16 protein-coding genes are annotated in these 18,367 nt (G+C 43.9%); 10 read left to right on the top strand and 6 right to left on the bottom strand.

From position 1 onward, the window contains the following. The first annotated feature begins 176 nt into the window (after positions 1–176). The 3 genes from JMY08_RS07840 to JMY08_RS07830 all read left to right on the top strand — a co-directional run bounded on the left by JMY08_RS07840 (position 177) and on the right by JMY08_RS07830 (position 4,806). Entirely contained in the window at positions 177–1,193 is a 1,017-nt protein-coding gene (locus JMY08_RS07840; RefSeq protein ID WP_010201808.1) for a cell division protein ZipA C-terminal FtsZ-binding domain-containing protein, read from the top strand. A 281-nt stretch (positions 1,194–1,474) separates the two neighbouring features. Continuing rightward, entirely contained in the window at positions 1,475–3,562 is a 2,088-nt protein-coding gene (gene ligA, locus JMY08_RS07835) for an NAD-dependent DNA ligase LigA (RefSeq protein ID WP_201592726.1), read from the top strand. 362 nt (positions 3,563–3,924) lie between these two features. Further along, positions 3,925–4,806, top strand: coding sequence for a hypothetical protein (locus JMY08_RS07830; RefSeq protein WP_201592725.1), 882 nt, complete (start codon positions 3,925–3,927; stop codon positions 4,804–4,806). Positions 4,807–4,915: 109 nt separating this feature from the next. On the opposite strand, the gene JMY08_RS07825 is transcribed toward JMY08_RS07830, so the two are convergent. From JMY08_RS07825 to JMY08_RS07810, 4 genes are all read right to left on the bottom strand, one after another. Further along, positions 4,916–5,473, bottom strand: coding sequence for a hypothetical protein (locus tag JMY08_RS07825; RefSeq protein ID WP_201592724.1), 558 nt, complete (start codon positions 5,471–5,473; stop codon positions 4,916–4,918). Positions 5,474–5,716: 243 nt separating this feature from the next. Continuing rightward, on the bottom strand, positions 5,717–6,127 hold the full coding sequence (locus JMY08_RS07820; protein WP_201592723.1) for a hypothetical protein: 411 nt from the start codon (positions 6,125–6,127) through the stop codon (positions 5,717–5,719). A gap of 483 nt (positions 6,128–6,610) precedes the next feature. Continuing rightward, positions 6,611–9,040 (bottom strand): YgiQ family radical SAM protein, encoded by a 2,430-nt coding sequence (locus tag JMY08_RS07815; RefSeq protein WP_201592722.1) that lies wholly within the window; start codon positions 9,038–9,040, stop codon positions 6,611–6,613. A 264-nt stretch (positions 9,041–9,304) separates the two neighbouring features. Beyond that, entirely contained in the window at positions 9,305–10,063 is a 759-nt protein-coding gene (locus tag JMY08_RS07810) for a hypothetical protein (RefSeq protein WP_201592721.1), read from the bottom strand. Between the two features lie 653 nt (positions 10,064–10,716). Between JMY08_RS07810 and JMY08_RS07805 the strand changes: the two genes are divergently transcribed. After that, entirely contained in the window at positions 10,717–12,024 is a 1,308-nt protein-coding gene (locus tag JMY08_RS07805; protein ID WP_201592764.1) for an ammonium transporter, read from the top strand. Between the two features lie 10 nt (positions 12,025–12,034). Further along, positions 12,035–12,658, top strand: a complete 624-nt coding sequence (locus JMY08_RS07800) for a hypothetical protein (RefSeq protein WP_201592719.1) — start codon at positions 12,035–12,037, stop codon at positions 12,656–12,658. A 117-nt stretch (positions 12,659–12,775) separates the two neighbouring features. Here JMY08_RS07800 and JMY08_RS07795 read toward each other — a convergent pair whose 3' ends face one another. Then, the gene (locus JMY08_RS07795; protein WP_189582755.1) at positions 12,776–13,243 is read right to left on the bottom strand and encodes an Lrp/AsnC family transcriptional regulator; all 468 of its coding nucleotides are present in this window, start codon (positions 13,241–13,243) and stop codon (positions 12,776–12,778) included. Between the two features lie 290 nt (positions 13,244–13,533). Between JMY08_RS07795 and rarD the strand changes: the two genes are divergently transcribed. Further along, positions 13,534–14,556: an EamA family transporter RarD gene (gene rarD, locus JMY08_RS07790; protein ID WP_201592718.1), complete on the top strand. Its 1,023-nt coding sequence runs from the start codon at positions 13,534–13,536 to the stop codon at positions 14,554–14,556. A gap of 101 nt (positions 14,557–14,657) precedes the next feature. Here rarD and smpB read toward each other — a convergent pair whose 3' ends face one another. Then, the gene (gene smpB / locus JMY08_RS07785) at positions 14,658–15,134 is read right to left on the bottom strand and encodes an SsrA-binding protein SmpB (protein WP_201592716.1); all 477 of its coding nucleotides are present in this window, start codon (positions 15,132–15,134) and stop codon (positions 14,658–14,660) included. Between the two features lie 252 nt (positions 15,135–15,386). On the opposite strand from smpB, the gene coaD reads away from it, so the two are divergent. The 4 genes from coaD to bioD are packed head-to-tail and all read left to right on the top strand — an operon-like array spanning position 15,387 to position 18,338. Then, on the top strand, positions 15,387–15,911 hold the full coding sequence (gene coaD / locus JMY08_RS07780; protein ID WP_201592714.1) for a pantetheine-phosphate adenylyltransferase: 525 nt from the start codon (positions 15,387–15,389) through the stop codon (positions 15,909–15,911). 60 nt (positions 15,912–15,971) lie between these two features. Then, positions 15,972–16,220 (top strand): YfhL family 4Fe-4S dicluster ferredoxin, encoded by a 249-nt coding sequence (locus tag JMY08_RS07775; protein ID WP_025651626.1) that lies wholly within the window; start codon positions 15,972–15,974, stop codon positions 16,218–16,220. A 55-nt stretch (positions 16,221–16,275) separates the two neighbouring features. Then, positions 16,276–17,601 carry an adenosylmethionine--8-amino-7-oxononanoate transaminase gene (gene bioA, locus JMY08_RS07770; protein WP_201592713.1) on the top strand — a complete coding sequence of 442 codons (1,326 nt, stop codon included), beginning with the start codon at positions 16,276–16,278 and terminating at the stop codon, positions 17,599–17,601. After that, positions 17,598–18,338 carry a dethiobiotin synthase gene (bioD, locus tag JMY08_RS07765; protein ID WP_201592712.1) on the top strand — a complete coding sequence of 247 codons (741 nt, stop codon included), beginning with the start codon at positions 17,598–17,600 and terminating at the stop codon, positions 18,336–18,338. The genes bioA and bioD overlap by 4 nt, the downstream gene beginning before the upstream one ends. Positions 18,339–18,367: the final 29 nt, after the last annotated feature.

Raw genomic sequence — 18,367 nt, 5'->3', positions numbered from 1 at the left:
CGAGATGCAAATATAATCAATCAATTGGCATAAATGCAAATAAGCTTGACCTCAGTCCAGCATACTGGTTATAAAGTACACAATGTGGTGACGACATAGGTCAGCCATGCTAGAATATTGCCATTTATGCTCGTTTGTGTATTCCCTTTTGTTATATATACTAGGATGTATTTATCATGACCGTTATTCAGTTTATATTGATTGCCATTGCCGCGTTTATCGTGCTCGCAGGGCTGTTTATGGTCATTCGTAGCTTTAAGCGCCGCGCTGCTACCGAAGCTGCTGCGGTCAATTATGACAAAAATGGTATTCCCATCATACCGCGTCACGAGCGTAATATCGTCGATCAGCCAGACCTTGATGATACGGTCGCTGGCGAGACGAGCATCGGTCCAGATCGTAGCTACTTAGATGCCGTCGTTGAAGAAGAGCCTTTGACGCAAACGCATACCAACGTTGATGCCCAGCTAACAGCCGAGCATAGCAGTACCGTAACTGACGACCATGACGTCATCGATGAAGCTGACTATGCGCGCTGGCAAGATGAGCAACGCCGTGCCGATAGTGCTGAATTTGTAGAAGCCGCTGATCAGATGCATATCGAGCAAGAGCCTGATGCGTTTTCAAGCCTCATGTCGGCAACGGATAATCTGATGCCATCGATTGACACGGCAGAAGAGCCTAGCTTCGATGACAACAGCCCGATACTTGATCAGCATCTATCAGAGTCAGGCGACGACGCGCAAAACGGTCCATTGATCAATGCCAAAGACAATATCAATATCACCATCTTGCCGCACCAATATCGTGACCGTCCAACAGCGACTATCCGTGGCCGTGATTTATTGGCGCTGATTGACAAATATGGTCTGCGCTATGGCGCGATGAATATGTTCCATCGCTACGAGCAAAAAGACGGCACCGGTATGCTTTGGTTTAGCATGATGGGTATCACCGACAGTGGTATCGCACCATTTGATCCGCATAGCGTGGCGACTAATACCTATACTGGTGTGGTGGTATTTTTATCGTTGCCACACCCACAAGCATTGCGCAGCTTCGATAGTATGATGAGCATTGCTTATATGATGGCAAGCGATTTGGATGCCATTATGCTGGATGAAGAGAACGAACCAATCACCTCTGAATACAAGCAGCAACTACGCAACCAAGTCCGCGACTATGAGGGCTAAACGCCAGTTTATACAATGAGTGAGTAGCATTAAATGAGTAGTACTAAAAAAGGCAAATAGCGATTAACGTTATTTGCCTTTTTTAATGGGCTTTAGTTTCTGCAAAATGCTAGAGTCGCTTCAAGATAATTTAGATACAAGGAAGGTGAGTGAAAGTACTACACATAGTAGACTGAGCGAGCCTGACACAGTATCTGATTTATATAGGATTGGCTATACCGAGTATCCTGCAAACTTGTTATTATATCGACATCTTGAATTGCAAATAAAAGACGCCGACTATGACTGACCCTATCTTACCGACCGCTGCTCAAGCTGAAACCAATAAAAATGCGGCTCATGATACTGGCGATAATATCGTCATCCAAATGCGCACGTTTATCGATGCTCTTAAGCAGCACAATTATGCCTATTATGTGCTCGACAATCCCATCTTAGAAGACAGCGAATACGACCAGTTGCGTCGCTCTTTATTGGAGCTTGAAGAAGCATATCCAGATTTGGTACAGCCAGACAGTCCGATCAATCAAGTCGGTGATATGCCGCTATCTGCTTTTACTCAAGTCACTCATGACATCCCCATGCTGTCACTGGGCAATGTTTTTGACTATGACGAATTACATGCCTTTATGCGCCGCGTCAACGATCGTCTAAATGACGCGCAAAAAAATCCTGAGTATGAAATGGAGCTAAAGCTCGATGGATTGGCCGTGTCGCTAAAATACGAGCATGGCAAATTTGTGCAAGCGGTCACGCGCGGTGATGGGCAAACGGGCGAGGATATTACCCAAAACACCAAGACCATTCGCAACTTGCCACTTTGGCTCGCGGATGCTGCTGATATTGAGCTGCTAGAAGTGCGCGGTGAAGTGCTGATGCCCAAGGCAGGTTTTGATCGTCTCAATCGCCTAGCAGAAGAGAGCGAAAACAAAACCTTTGCCAATCCACGTAATGCTGCTGCGGGTAGCTTACGTCAGTTAGATCCAGCTATAGCAGCCAGTCGTCCACTCGCATTCTATGCTTACTCTATCAATCAGGGATTGCCTGAGACCATCGAAACGCAGTCAGCAGGATTGGCGTGGCTAAAAACCATTGGCTTTACCGTCAGTGCGGTAGAAGTGGTCGCAAACCCACGCGCGGCGCAGACTTACTATGAGTCAGTGATCGATATGCGTAGTGATTTGCCGTTTGAAATCGATGGCATGGTGATTAAGGTAAATAACCTATCATTGCAGCAGCAGCTTGGGTTTCTATCACGTGAGCCACGCTGGGCCACCGCTTATAAATTCCCTGCCGAAACGGTGATGACACGTCTAAACGATATCGAATGGCAAGTCGGACGCACCGGCGCGATTACCCCAGTGGGTAAGCTCGAACCCGTCAAAGTCGGCGGCGTCACCGTCAGTAATGTCACCTTGCACAATTTTGGTGAGATTCAGCGCTTAGATGTGCGTGCAGGCGATATGGTCAGCGTCCACCGTGCAGGGGATGTCATCCCCAAAGTCACTCGCGTGTGGCATGACCAGCGCTCAGCAGACTCAAAACCAGTGACGCTGCCGTCTACCTGTCCTGTCTGCGACTCTCCTGTCGTCCTGCCAAAAGATGAGGCTTTGGCACGCTGTACGGGCGGCCTATTTTGTCCCGCACAGCAGCAAGAAGCGTTGATTCACTTTGTCTCGCGTCGTGCGATGGATATCGATGGGCTTGGCGCGAGTTGGCTCATTAGCTTCTTTGAGCATGGATTGGTCAAAACCGTCGCTGATATCTATCAATTGCACAATCATCAAGACGAGCTAATTACGCTAGAAAAATTGGGTGAAAAATCGGTACAAAATATCATCAGTGCTATCGAAGCCAGCAAACATACCACGCTCGCACGCTTCATCTATGCGCTGGGTATTCGCGGTGTGGGTGAGGGCACAGCGCAAAACTTTGCTCAGCAATTTGGTGACCTCGATAGCCTAATGGCAGCCAGTATCGAAACCCTAATTAAAACCCCTGACGTTGGCACTATCACTGCTGAACTGGCTTATGAGTTCTTCCGTGCACCTCACAATATTGAAGTGATTAATTCATTGCTTGAAGCGGGTGTGCATTGGGATAAGGTCGAGCAAAAAGCTGCTGGAGACTTGCCACTTGATGGGCAAACGTGGGTGATTACGGGTGCGCTTGAAAAAATGGCACGTGATGAGGCCAAAGCTAAACTGCAATCACTTGGCGCAAAGGTATCGGGCAGCATATCAGCAAAAACTACAGCGCTACTGGCAGGGGATAAAGCAGGTTCGAAGCTGACCAAAGCGGAGAAATTAGGGGTTAAGATAGTGGGTGAGGAAGAGTTTTTGGCGATGGTTGGGGATGAGAACCGTTAAAAAATTGCACTGCTAACTGCGAGCATAGCTCTTGTCTTGCGTCGGGCAAAACAGTGTTTTGCTTATTCCTCCTCAGGTTTGCAAGTGAAAATCCCTTAGAGGGGATTTGCTGGTTAGGTTATATTTTAATAACATGCTCGTCCCGAGCGCAAGAACAAAAGATAAAGATTTAAAAGCATGGCCTCAGCATTGAGTGCTTTCAAAATGGGCAAATATGCGGGTCATGAGCCGTTATCCTTTAATGGTTTACTCGGCGCTCGTCCCTCGCGCAAAAGCAAAGACATTGCCTGTAAATAAAGTACGTTGCGGAAGCTGTGTAGGGTGGGTTAGCGAATGCGTAACTTATCAAATGAGGAGTTATTATGTTAGAAAGTCAAATAAAATACGTTGAACTATTAAAAACTGCTTATGAAGAATATTTGCAAATTTATTTATCTGAAGACTTGAAACCTAGTCTATCTTATTTGAAATACGAATTTGATTTCATTAATGACAAAAATATAGGTGTTCTTGGTAATGAGATGATAGTAGCTGACTTAAGAGAGGTTACTAATCTTCTTAATGAATGGAATCACCTACTTCATCGTTGGTATTCATGGAATACAGTGTTGGAGTCTTATAAGGAAGAAAGACAAGATGAGTGGGAAATTGAAAGTGAGTTTGTAAAATTAATTATTGATAAATGTTTGTTTGCACCAAGCAGAGTCAAAGATGCTCTGATTAATATTGGTATCGAGGGTTTTCATCAAATCCGTTTAGCTACCGATGAGAACTATGAAGATAAAATTGCGGATTACGATGCGAGACTACCTAAGCTGAAACCTCAATATCCTTCTCGACCAATGAAGGAGAAAATATTAGGAAAAGTTTTATCTTTCAGCAACCATGCTGAGTTTTTTGATAAATTGTCAGCATTGAATGGTTATCTATATCAAAAACAATCAACTCAAGACTATAGAAACTTAAGCAGCCATTCAATTGCACCAAGGATAACAGCTGGTGTTGTATCTCCTGTTAATAGAGCCATCAAGAAGATGACGGAAATGCGAGAAAATGCGGATGGTAGTTTTTTAGAAGTAGAAATCGAAGATGAATTTTCAGTTGTCTATAGTTATGGTGGCACAGAGCCACTTGATAGAAATGAGTTATTCGAGGCAAATATCGAAGAGTTCAAAAAGGCGACAGGTTGTTATGATGAGTTCAAAAAACTATTAAAAAAGACTATATCTGAGATTCCAAATTAAAAAATGATAGTAGAAATGAGGTATTTCAACTACTGCTTTCATCTAAAGTTAAATGTAGCATGGGTTACATCCAACCCACGCTAGGAATTTTCAAGACACATCTAGCCTTCTACTCCACCATTTCCCCATGCGCCTTCGCATCACCTTTCTTACCATCTGGCTGTATCACGATAGGTAACACCAACCCTTTCGCAAAATCATCAGACAGCACATAATCGTAGCTGCTAGCAGCGACATCGGGCGTGGTATGAATGATAAGCGTCATTTCATTGCCATCGGTTACCTCGTGTGAGACATAGGTCTCACTCAGCTGATCCAAGGCTTTCGATAGCGCCTCGTTACTTGCCATACTTATTGTGAGGTTGTGTTGAGCAGTCGCAGCATCCACTTTGAAGTAATCCGCATAATCACGGACGTTTTGACTATCGAGCGCAAACGGATACTGATAGTTGGTGGGGTCAGCAGGCTTTTCACCACTGTCTACCAATGACCAGTCTATCGTACCGACTGCTGGCTCGCCTTTTGGCGTCGATGAATCTGCTGCTGTCGCCGCTGCCTCAGGGGTTTGGTCGGTAGCATCAACAGAATCGGCAGCGTTATTGCAGCCTGTCAGCGCCCACATACTTGCCGTTGCAATTACCATCATACTTATCAGACGCTTAGCCATCGAGTTATCCTTTTTATTATTGGTCATGATTAATGTACTCTACCTGCTAGTTTGACAGCTTTCTTTACGGTTCTCTAGCGAAATGGAGGAAACAAGCGCCTGTTGTAAAAATATTGAATATGAAAATATCGAAGCAACTGGCATATTCTTAAAAAATGCGCACAAAAAAACAGCCACCATAGGATGACTGTTTTTTCGCTTATTTATTTACTATTTATGCTAGCTTTTGCTTGTGGCTACTGATTATATTTGGCAGTTTACTTGGTATTCTTTACCATTTGCCCATTTGATGGCAAAAATACCTTTGTCGCCTTTCATGTGCCATGCATAGACAGCTTCTGGGTTTGATTCATTGACGTAACTTGCTACATCGCCTTTTACCTCACCATTTAAGATGATTGGTTGATCTGCCCAATTTGCTTTAGGCAATGTCGCGTTTAGCATCACTTGTTTTTTATTAATAGACTGCTTTGCCATGATTTTGCTGTCATCAGTACAAGTATAAGGCGCTGATGCCATACGATCATAAGCGGCTGTCACTTTTTCTGGAACAAGGGTATCAGTGGTATCTGGCGTAGTCGGTGCGGTAGTGGCGCAAGCACTCAATAGAGCAAGGGCTGGTAGGGTAGTGACAATTTTAGTTATCGTTTTCATCGTTTTCTCCAAAGTATTAACTTGATTCATTTAACTGTTCTTAATAATGCGTTAAGCATATGGCGCCATAGTAGCGAAAATACAGTCAGCGCAATGTTAGAAATTGTTTGTTACCTATTAGCTTTCTTACTTAACCGATGACTAATGTAATTCCTAATTTAAGTGGGACGTTATTCGGGTAATAATTCATTTAGGGGACGCCCCATAGTCAAAATACCCCAAAAAAAATACGATGCTGCTGATATTAATTTTTTGTAGCCTTTGTCTGCACAGGTACAGCAAGCAAGAAAAATTGATATCACCAGTGCGTCATGTGTCGATATTACTTTTCACTGACTTTTTCACTGAATATAGATACTCACAGTTGACTAGGCAAATAAAAATCGCCCATCAGCTTGAGAGCCGATGGGCGATTTTTATTGATAAGGATACCTAAGCTGTCGTTGACCAAGCTTACTTTATAAGTTTGGTCAGCGGAATTAATTACTTAGTTTTGCGTGGCGGCAGACCCGTATGCTGTGTCTGGAAATTACCTTTGCTCACTTTCTTTTTGGTATTCTTACTAACGACATTGTTATTGGTTGAGCCATTGCTGCGCTTCACCGAATCATTACCTAAGCGGCTGTTCTTTTTGCGCGCCGATTGGTAACTGTCTTGTGCGGCATCGCGACCTTCTAAACTGGCGTTAAATGGTGGAATCAAGCAACCACGATTTTTACCAATCAAATCGCTACGACCCATATCTTGCAATGCTTTACGCAACATCACCCAGTTTTTTGGGTCATGGAAGCGCAAAAAGGCTTTGTGCAATTTACGCTGCTTGCCAGACTTGACGATATCCATATCACCTTCATCACGACTGACCTTATGTAGCGGATCTTTATGGGTGTGATACATGGTGGTCGCTGTCGCCATCGGGCTTGGATAAAATGCCTGCACTTGGTCAGCACGGTAGCCGTGACTTTTTAGCCAAAGCGCAAGGTTCATCATATCTTCATCTTTCGTGCCCGGATGCGCGGCAATAAAGTAAGGAATCAGATATTGCTCTTTACCTGCTTCTTGACTGTACTGCTCAAACATGGCTTTGAATTTATCATAGCTGCCCATGCCCGGCTTCATCATCTTCGATAGCACGCCTTCTTCAGAGTGCTCAGGGGCGATTTTTAGATAACCACCGACATGATGACTGACCAATTCTTTGACGTATTCAGGGTCTTTTACTGCCAAGTCATAACGCAGACCTGAGGCAATAAGGATTTTTTTCACGCCTTTGATATCACGCGCTTTGCGATACAGCTTGGTTAAATTACTGTGATCGGTAATCAAGTTTTCGCAGACATCAGGATAGACGCAAGACGGCTTGCGGCAGTTCTTTTCAATCGTTTCATCTTTACAGCTGAGACGATACATATTAGCCGTTGGGCCACCAAGATCAGATATCACGCCAGTGAAGTTGGGTGCAGTATCACGAATCGCTTCCACTTCGCGCAAGATAGAGTCTTCTGAGCGGCTTTGAATAATGCGGCCTTCGTGCTCAGTAATCGAGCAGAATGTACAACCACCAAAACAGCCGCGCATGATATTGACCGAAAACTTAATCATGTCATAAGCAGGGATGCGCGCATCGCCATAGCTTGGATGTGGCAGGCGGGCATACGGCAAGTCAAACACGTAATCCATCTCTTCGGTTGAGAGTGGAATCGGTGGTGGATTCAGCCAAACGTCAATCGAGGTATGCGAGTTACCAGCACCGCTGCTATGACGCTGTACCAGCGCACGAGCGTTCCCTGGATTGGTTTCCAGATGCAAAATACGGCTGGCATGGGCATAAAGCACAGGGTCAGATTTGACGTGCTCATAATCAGGCAGTCGAATCACCGTTTGCTCACGTGGTGGCATTTTGAGTTTATGTTTACGCGCCGTCATGGGCTTATTAAAGCCACGCAGTTGTACCACTTGCGTTTCTTCATCGACTTGTTCAGCGTTGATGACTTTATTGGTGACTGGCTCAGCGACAAAGCCTTTATATTGTGACGACATAGATGACATGGCTTGCCCAACGGGTGAGTCGCTTGGTTTGTCTTGTTCGATTGAGCAGCTATCGATATCTTCAGTCATCACATATGGATTAATAATAGGATCGACACGGCCGACGGTATCGACATCATTACTGGCAACTTCGGTCATGCCAGCTTGCCAATGGCGGCGTGTCGGTGTCAACAGATAAGACGTACCACGCAATTTACTCATTTGCTCAAAGCTATAGCCTTTTGATAAGCCATGCACCACATCGACGATAGCGCGTTCAGCATTACCATACAATAAGACGTCAGCACGGGCATCCAGCAAGATACTACGACGGACTTTGTCTGACCAATAGTCATAATGCGCGATACGGCGTAAGCTGCCTTCAATACCGCCTAGGATAATTGGCACATCAGGATAAGCTTCGCGGCAGCGCTGGCTATAAACGATAGCAGCACGGTCGGGACGTTTATTAGCGACATTACCTGGTGAGTAAGCGTCATCGCTACGGATTTTGCGATCTGCCGTGTAGCGGTTGATCATGCTGTCCATGTTACCCGCGGTCACGCCATAGGCATAGACAGGCTTACCCAGTTCCATAAAGGCGTCTTTGCTCTTCCAATCTGGCTGAGCAATGATACCGACGCGGAAGCCTTGTGCTTCTAACAAGCGACCAATAATCGCCATACCAAAACTTGGATGATCGACATAAGCATCGCCTGAGATGATGATGACGTCACAAGCATCCCAGCCCAGATCGTCCATCTCTTTACGGCTCATCGGTAGATAAGGCGCAGGCTCGTAGCAGCTCGCCCAATGTTTGTCATAATCATAAAGTGGCTTGGTGCCTTGTTTAAAGGCAGTGCGGGCGATGGTATCGGCAGACATGGGCGGACCTGTTAATTAGAAAATTGGCACTAAAAAGACGTCCTTTATTACTCACTGATAATAAAGGCGAATTTAAAAGCGCTCATTTTAACATGAATTGCCTTCACTATGCGACCTATTCTATGAGGGGCGATTGGCGATAAGTTATTGATAGTGTAAGACAATCTATCAGCCTATCAACAAGAATGGTTTTGAGAAATGCAGAACCATTCTTGCTTTAGATTATGAGTCAGGAGGTGATCAATGCATTGGCTGACAAGTTTTTTAATTGTCTAACAATTGCAATGGGAAAGTCACAACATCAAAAGCTAGGGCAAAGGGTAATAAGACCAATTTTTGCGCCGTATTTGCTCCACTACGAATGACTTGGTCTTGCTGTGTTTCTGTATGAAAGCTAACCATATAAGGCTTGGTTAAGGCGCGATAGTTCGACTGTATCAGGCTTAAATTACTGACCTGCGGATAGATAGCGCCTTTGACAGGAACGCTAAAGCAAAAGCGCTGAGCATTGATACGTTGATCGCTTGCTGAGGTGCACTCTTTACCATTATTTTGCAAAAAGAACTGGTAATCAGAACGTTTAAACTCATCTTTTAGTTTGGCGTAAGAAAGCTTCATTTCTCCTTGAAAATAGCCGTCATTATTGGGCACAGAAAAGCTCATGTCATTATCGACTTGGATGTTCTTTGGCGTTAGATTGGTGAGTAAATTGACCATTTCCGTCCCGCCTTGGGTCAGCACATAGCTGTTCTTTTCACCGATGATTACCATTGTCGCATTTGGCGTTTTTGGTAATGCCTGTGCAGGACGACCAAAAGCCACAATTTGATCTTCAGACAACACACTCTTAGTCGTTGTGGTGTTGACTCGATTGTCACTGTCTAATAATGAGCTAGTGGCACAGCCTGAGGTGACGAGCAATGCCGCAAGTGACACCCCTGTTATCACTGTTTTGAAGCTTAATGCTTTTAATGCTGGATTATTACTTTCTTCTTTTTTAATGGCACGGGTATTTTTAGTCATGCTAAGGCTTCCTTGTCTACTATAGTCATTCCACTATAAAAGTATTACAGCGTTAACCTCGCTTGAAGTATCACATATACATCTACACTCGGTTGCCTTGTACTACTTTTAAATTGAATCGACTATACCGACGGACTATTGAGGTGGTATCTATTATTTTTTGCCAAACTTTCGTTGGTATCGTACCTTGTTTGAGCGCGACTTAGCTACTTTTAATTAACTCAATAAACCAATGCTTGTCGAGATTGCTAATCCAATAAAATCTTTGTACCACTTTTAGTGAAATTCATCACAAATTGGCTTTTAAAGTTGCGCACATTATTCTCATAAATATGATTCAAGATGGGATAGTTGATTAGTTCTAATCCAGATTTAGTACTAGGGGTGACGGTAGGTCTAAAGATGGTCTTTATACTGGGGGCTTCTATTTTGGTATTGCAGTGTTATTTCCCTCACGAGAAAAGTGCATTTTGGCATACGTTTTGCTCTCTCTTTATTAGAGCCTACTTGTCTATATGGATTAGCAAGAGTAGAGCATTAATAGATGTTGATTTGCTGAATAATTGTTTGGAGAGAAGTGTGTGAAGAAATTATCTTTTAGGCTGGATGCGATATCTGTTTTATTTAAGTCGTCATTATTCAAGACCCTGTTGATGATCGGTTTACTGGCTGGGGCAACCAATAGTGCCAATGCTGCTGAGGAGGCCACATTAACGGTGACGCAATTGCTCGAATATCAAAACATTGCTTGGATTATATGGGGCGGGGTATTGGTGTTCTTTATGCAGGCAGGATTTGCCTTGCTAGAGAGTGGCTCAGTACGGGCGAAGAATGCTGTGAATGTGATGATGAAAAACTATACTGATATGTGTATTGGTGGTCTGGCGTTTTATTTGGTAGGTTTTGGACTAATGATGGGCACCAATGACTCTGGGTTTTTTGGTACTGATCATTTTATGCCAGTAGAGCTGTCTAACCTTGATTGGGCACTGATGTTTTTTCAGATGATGTTTGCAGCGACAGCCGTTACGATTGCTAGTGGCGCTATGGCGGAGCGCGTGTCATTTATTGGGTACGCGGTAGCCGCCTGTCTTATTTGCCTGCTTATCTATCCGGTGTTTGCCAGTTGGGTTTGGGGTGGTTATTTTGGTGGTACAGGCTGGCTTACCGAGCTTGGTTTTATTGATTTTGCGGGTTCTACCGTTGTGCATTCTATTGGAGGTTGGTTGGCGCTGGCTGGTATTTTGGTCATTGGCCCGAGATTGGGACGTTTTGCACCTGATGGCACGCCTAGATTGATAGCAGGACATAACATGACGTTACTGGCTCTTGGCGGCTTTATATTGTGGTTCGGTTGGTTCGGGTTCAATGCCGGTTCGACATTATCAATTACTGGCAATATTGGGTTGATAGCAGTCAATACTTTCGTCGCAGCTGTCAGTGCTGTGGTGAGCTATATGATCATATCGAGGGTTTTAGACAAAGCTATCTTGCTCAGCGATAGTGTCAACGCCAGTTTAATCGGTCTAGTATCCATTACTGCAGGGTGTGCAACGACGACGCCTGTGTTTGCCATTATCATTGGTGCGATCGCCTCAGTGGTCTATATCCTAGCGACCCAAGCTTTATTGAAGCTAAAAATCGACGATGTGGTATCAGCAGTTGCGGTTCATGGCTTCGGCGGAGCATGGGGCACACTGGCGGCTGGATTGTTCTATTCAGGGGATTTGTTCAACTTATCACGCTTGGGTGTGCAAGCCCTAGGTGTGGGTGTGGCGCTCGCTTGGGCCTTGGGCTTAGGTTTGGTGATGTACAAACTCATTGATATGACTTTCGGCTTAAAAGCCAGTCGCCTCCACGAGCAACGTGGCCTTGACTATACCGAGCATGCAGAGATAGGCTATCCCGAGTTTCAAAAGCAGATGTTTGATTCTAAAAGTTTAACAGAGCGGCATTTATAGGAGAAAACTGATGACTATCGAAACTCAATCAGTAGAAAAAACCGTGTCCGCGATGGCAAAAGTATTGGAAAAATATTTAAATCATGAGGAAGTATTGCTTCTCACGGTTCAATGGCGACAGTATCCTACGGTTTCCATAAAAATGATGCAACAGTGCGTTTTGGAGGCAACAAAACGCTATCCTAAGCTAAAACCCTATCGGTCTGATATCCGTAAAGATTTTTGGGGTGCGATGCAAGCAGCCAGTCATCAATCGACTGAGGCAGCTACTGAGGCTAATACTGTTAATGGACAAAAGTCTGAATTTGAAGGGGTTCAAGCATTTTATACGGTAATGGAAGCGTTTAACAATCAATTGACCGCACCAGATAATCGCAGTCTGTTTCAGACCTTGCACCAAGCTGTTTCGAAAGAACGCACCTTCAAAGGGCATACGCTTAACATTAGTCAATTTTTAGATGGCGGTCGTCCTGTAGTACCTCATGATATGTATATTTTAAATAATGTGCTTCAACTTGCTTACGTCTGCTTATGCAATATTGTAGGGCCTGTCGAGGCTGATGACATTTTATTTCAGGTGGCGGAGATTGCCAAACAAAGTCATCCAAAAGCAGTGGTCGAAAAGCTGTTTTGATCTAGTGCTGGGGCGCGTTATGAATGAGTTCCTATGCTAGTTCATGACGCGCTCTAACGCTCAATTCTAATATTTTATAAAAGTTCTATTCATCGCAAACAAATCATCATGCTAGCGTCAATCCAATAAAATCTTTGTACCACTTTTAGTAAAATTCATCACAAATTGGCTTTTAAAATTGCGCACATTATTCTCATAAGTGAGCAAACCCGTCGTGAATCGATGGTAATCACTCATATTTTTTGCATTGACCATCAACATAAAATCCGCGTCACCTGATACTTCATAGCAGCTCATGACCTGTGGCTGTGTATTCATCAAGCGCTCAAACCTATGCTGCATCGAGGTATTAGAGCGCGCCATCTCTATCATCACCACGGCAGTCAGTCCGTAACCCACCTTGTTTGGGTCAACGATAGCGACCTGCTTAGTAATCACGCCGTTGCTTATCAATGCTTGGATACGGCGCTGGGCAGTAGCGATAGACACATGCACTTGTTCTGCCACCGTTTTTAATGGCAAGGTCGCATCGTCTTGTAGCAAATTTAAAATCGCTTTATCGATATCATCTAAAATTTGGCTCATTATGTTCTACCTTCTATGAAATGCTTTCATTATCCGTTTTTATCATTATTATCACTATAAATTAAAAGATAAGAAAATATTCAGTTTTGAGCGCTCAAAAAGATAAATTTATTTATAAATGGGTTGTTATAGCAATAATATCTCATCGTTAATTCGTAAAATAGATGCTGTTAATCAAGATCAACAATCAAAGCTTAGCAATCAGAGCCTAGAGCTCAAAAAAGCTTAGTCATGACAAATCAAAGCTAATAGCTGCTCTCCTAATATCTATTTAAATGTACGGTGCTTTTATGTCTACTTCCATCCTTTCTACTGTCTTTGCAAATACGCTCGCAACAACTGTTTCGCGCTTGCCACTGCCTACTATTTGGACAGCAGGTAGCGCACAGCAGCGCACATTAATGTTAGGCGTAGCGTTGGCCGTGCTGTCGAATTTATTGTTTGGTGTACTTTATGCTTACAGCAGCTTTTTAGCGCCATTGTCAGGTACGCAAGTGTTTATCTGGCGTATGCTCGCGATGTGGGCGGCACTGATAGGATATTTGCTGATTAGTGGGCGCTTAGGTGTTCATATTGATAAATTAAAAGCGCTAGGTACTGTGAAGCAATGGGTGTGGTTGTTATTACCAACGCCGGTATTCTTAAGCCAGTTTTGGTTATTTATGTGGGCACCCGTGAATGGGCAAGGTGTACAAACCGCGATGGGTTATTTCTTATTCCCACTAATGATGGTTATATTTGGCTGTGTCTTTTTTGGCGAAAAGTTAAGCCGTCTGCAATGGCTGGCGGTTGGCTTTGCCGCACTAGGGGTCGGCATTGAAATTATCCGTACGCAAAGTATCTCTTGGGCAACGCTTTGGGTCTGCGGTACGTATCCTATTTATTATATCTTGCGTCGTCTGCAAGGAATCGGTGCTGTGACTGGATTATTGGTCGATTTAACGATATTCGCACCATTTGCTTTGGCTTATTTGTTTTTGATAGCACCTAGTAGTTTAATACTCGTTAGCGGCTCTGGTTTTTTTATCATGATGCTGGCGGGACTGGGTGTCATGAGTGTGTTAGCCATGAAAACCAACGTGGATGCCAGCCAAATGCTGCCGGTGAATGTTTACGGCATGATGAGTTATTTGGAGCCTGCATTATTGTTTATACTGGCCATCACCGTATTGGGCAATCCATTTGAATCAGCGATGATTTATAGCTATGGCTTGATTTGGCTGGGTATTGCTTGTTTGGTTACTCATGGCATTCGCCAACTGCGCCGCGCTCGCAAAAACTTATCGTCTTCGGTCAAAAAACAAGTTGCGTAAAAGCTACGATTGACAATATGGATAAGCGATAAAAAAGGACGGCTCAATTAATCGAGCCGTCCTTTTTACCTTAGATTAAAGTGAATCGTTTCATTCATCCATTAATCTAAATGCTGTTTAAAGCCACGTTGCTTATCACGTTCCCAATCACGATCCTTAAGCGTTTTGCGTTTGTCATGTTGCTTTTTACCCAGTGCTAAGCCAATTTGACATTTCACCAGCGAGTTTTTCCAATAGCAGGATAATGGCACACAGGCATAGCCTTTTTGGTTAACTGCACCCATCAATTTTTCGATTTCGCGGCGATTGAGCAGCAGTTTACGAGTACGGATACTGTCTGGGCTGACATGCGTCGAGCTGGATAGTAGCGGCTGAATATGCGCGCCAAATAGGAATGCTTCGTTATTACGGAAGATGATATAAGCTTCGGTAATGGTCATTTTGCCCGCGCGAATGGCTTTTACTTCCCAACCTTGTAACGACAATCCTGCCTCAAACGTTTCTTCAATGAAGTACTCGTGTCTAGCTTTTTTGTTCGCACAAATTTGATTTTCCGGTTTTTTTGATTTTTTTGACATAATTTCTCCATAAGAATCACTCAAAAGTATCGTGTTCTTATCTGACCAGTCCTACTAATTCCTCATCCTAACCCGTTTAATTGGATTATCTCACATTTGAATGATAAGACGGATGAGTCGAACCGCCTATTGTAGCAAAGCACCTCACAAAAATGTAAGTCAGCTGTTAGGACAAATGTAGCAGATAAGTATTAAGTTCGGGCAAAATTTGCTAGCATATGGCGTAATATTACCGACTATATTAGCCATGTTATGAGCCACTCTATTACTTCTAATTCCTCAAAGCTGCACACCAAGATTTTATATCCTGGCACCTTTGACCCGATTACCAATGGTCATGTGGACTTGGTCAAGCGCGCAACTAAGCTGTTTGATGAGGTCGTCATCGCCGTTGCATCAGGACATCATAAAAAACCGTTGTTTAATTTTGAAGAGCGCGTCACTTTAGTAGAGACCGTGTTTGAAGATTTACCCCAAGTTTCGGTCATTGGTTTCGAAGGCTTGCTAGTAGATTTTATGCGTGAAAAAAACGCCACTGCGGTATTGCGTGGTCTACGGGCGATGTCGGATTTTGAATATGAGTTTCAGCTCGCTAATATGAATCGCGAGCTCGATGAAAACTTTGAAGCGGTGTTTTTGACCCCTTCTCAGAATTATTCATTTATCTCGTCGACGATGATTCGCGAAATTGCCAGACTTGGCGGCGATGTCAATAAATTTGTCCCTCCGTGTGTGGCACAGGCTTTTACAAAAAAGCTGGATATTAAAGACAGCTAGCCCTTTAATAAGCTCATAGCTACAGCATATAGGCTAAGAATAAACAATAAGGAGCAGTTTATGGCGCTATTAATTACTGATGAATGCATCAATTGTGATGTGTGCGAGCCTGCCTGCCCAAACGAAGCCATCTCAGAAGGCGATGATATCTATGTCATCGATCCTGATTTATGCACGGAATGCGTCGGTCATTTCGATGAGCCGCAATGCGTGGTTATTTGTCCGGTTGACTGTATTCCTCATGATCCTAACCATGTCGAAACTGAAAGTGATTTGATGTCTAAATACAAACGCATTACTGGTCAATAAGTGACTCATATACTATTGATAACATCTGGATTTAAAGCGCTTTAGGGACAATGTAATGACGATAAATGCAAGCCAGATAACGAGCGACTTTGACCAGCAGCACCTTTGGCACCCATATGCCAGCCTACCACCGACTTATCCCAATATCGTTATTGATCGTGCTGAGGGCATTTATATCATTACCCAAGATGGTACGCGCCTGATCGATGGCATGTCGTCGTGGTGGGCGAGTGCACATGGCTATAATGATCCCAAACTAAATGCGGCGATGATTGAGCAGTTAGGCAAAATGGCGCATGTCATGTTTGGTGGTTTGACGCACCAGCCAGCGATAGATTTAGGCAAAAAGCTGCTCGATATTGTGCCTGCTGGTTTAGAGGCTATTTTTTATGCGGACAGCGGCAGTATTGCGGTAGAAGTTGCGCTTAAGATGGCATTGCAATATCAGATTGCCGCCAAGCGTCCACAAAAATGCCAGTTTGCTTCAACCCACTCTGGTTATTATGGCGACACGTGGCACGCGATGAGTGTTTGCGACCCTATTAATGGTATGCACAGCTTGTATGGCAAACAATTACCGATGCAGCACTTTGTTCCTGCCCCGCCATTAGGGTTTGAGCGCATTTTAACGTTAGAAGAACGCACCGCACTGACGACGTTTTTCGATGAGCATAGCGAACAGCTGGCAGGCTTTATTATCGAGCCAATTATCCAAGGCGCTGGTGGCATGCGTTTTTATAGTCCTGAATACTTGCAACTATTACGTCAGCTGTGTGATCAACATGAGGTGTTGCTGATTGCGGATGAAATCGCCACTGGTTTTGGGCGTAGTGGCAAGCTGTTTGCTTGCGAGCATGCCGATATTAGCCCTGATATCATGACGATTGGTAAAGCCTTGACTGGCGGCTATATGACCTTTGCCGCGACTTTATGTACGCGCCATATTGCTGATACCATTAGCCAAAGCGATTATCCAGCTCTAATGCATGGCCCAACCTTTATGGGTAATCCGTTGGCATGTGCTGTTGCTTGTGCCTCAATTGATTTAATACTGTCCTATGATATCGAAGCGCGTACAGCCAATATGCAATCTGTCATGGAGCAACAGCTTGCTCCAGCTGCTATGTTAAATGGTGTTGCCGAGGTGCGTTGTCTAGGCGCGGTAGCAGTGATTGAGCTGCAAGAAGCCGTTGATATGCCAACCTTTCAAACATTGCTGATTGAAAATGGTATTTGGGTCAGACCCTTTGGTAAGTTGGTCTATATTATGCCGCCTTACATCATCACTGATGATGAGCTGGTAACGTTATGCCAGTCATTACTAACCGTCGTCACTGCTTACTTGGGTCAAATCCCTACGACCGATAGAGTTCCGCTATGAGCGTGCTATTCATCTCTGGTATCGATACCGATATCGGCAAAACCTATGCCACAGGTATGCTTGCAAAAGCCTTAATGCAGCAAGGCACAAACGTTATCACTCAAAAGTTAGTCCAAACGGGCGTTAGTGTCAATCCAATGACCGGTGAAATGGGTATTGCTGACGATATTATCATGCACCGCGCGTTAATGGACATACCGCTACAGCCGTGTGATTTGGATTTTACTACTTGTCCTTATCGTTATAAAAAACCTGCTTCACCGCATCTTGCGAGTAGACTATCCAAACAAACACTCGATCCTGAGGTTATTACGAGCGCTACAAAAAGTTTGCAAGTTGATTATGAAGTAGTGTTATTAGAAGGCGCAGGCGGGCTACTAGTGCCCATTACTGAGCAGTTATTCGTCTTAGACTACATTGCTGCTCAAGGCTATCCGATTATTTTAGTTACTTCGGGTCGCTTGGGTAGCATTAATCATACCTTGCTTAGTCTCGAAGCTATTACCCAGCGCGGCTTACAGGTTCATACTGTTGTCTATAATCATATCCATGACGATACCGATAATACTGACGTCGAGATAGCTGATAGCACGATTGAGTTTTTACAGAACCATCTACAGCAACATTATCCAACGACACACTGGCTACAGTTACCCCAATTAGAAAACCATGCAATGTCTGATACTAAAACAGCGTTTAAGTATCAGACATGGTCTTTGCCAAAGAGCTTTATTTGAGTGGTTTACGAATAGTATTCATTGTGAAT

The organism is Psychrobacter sp. Pi2-51 (genome assembly GCF_904846665.1).
Classification (GTDB): Bacteria; Pseudomonadota; Gammaproteobacteria; order Pseudomonadales; family Moraxellaceae; genus Psychrobacter; species Psychrobacter glaciei.
This window is presented reverse-complemented; position numbering and strand designations above follow the sequence as displayed.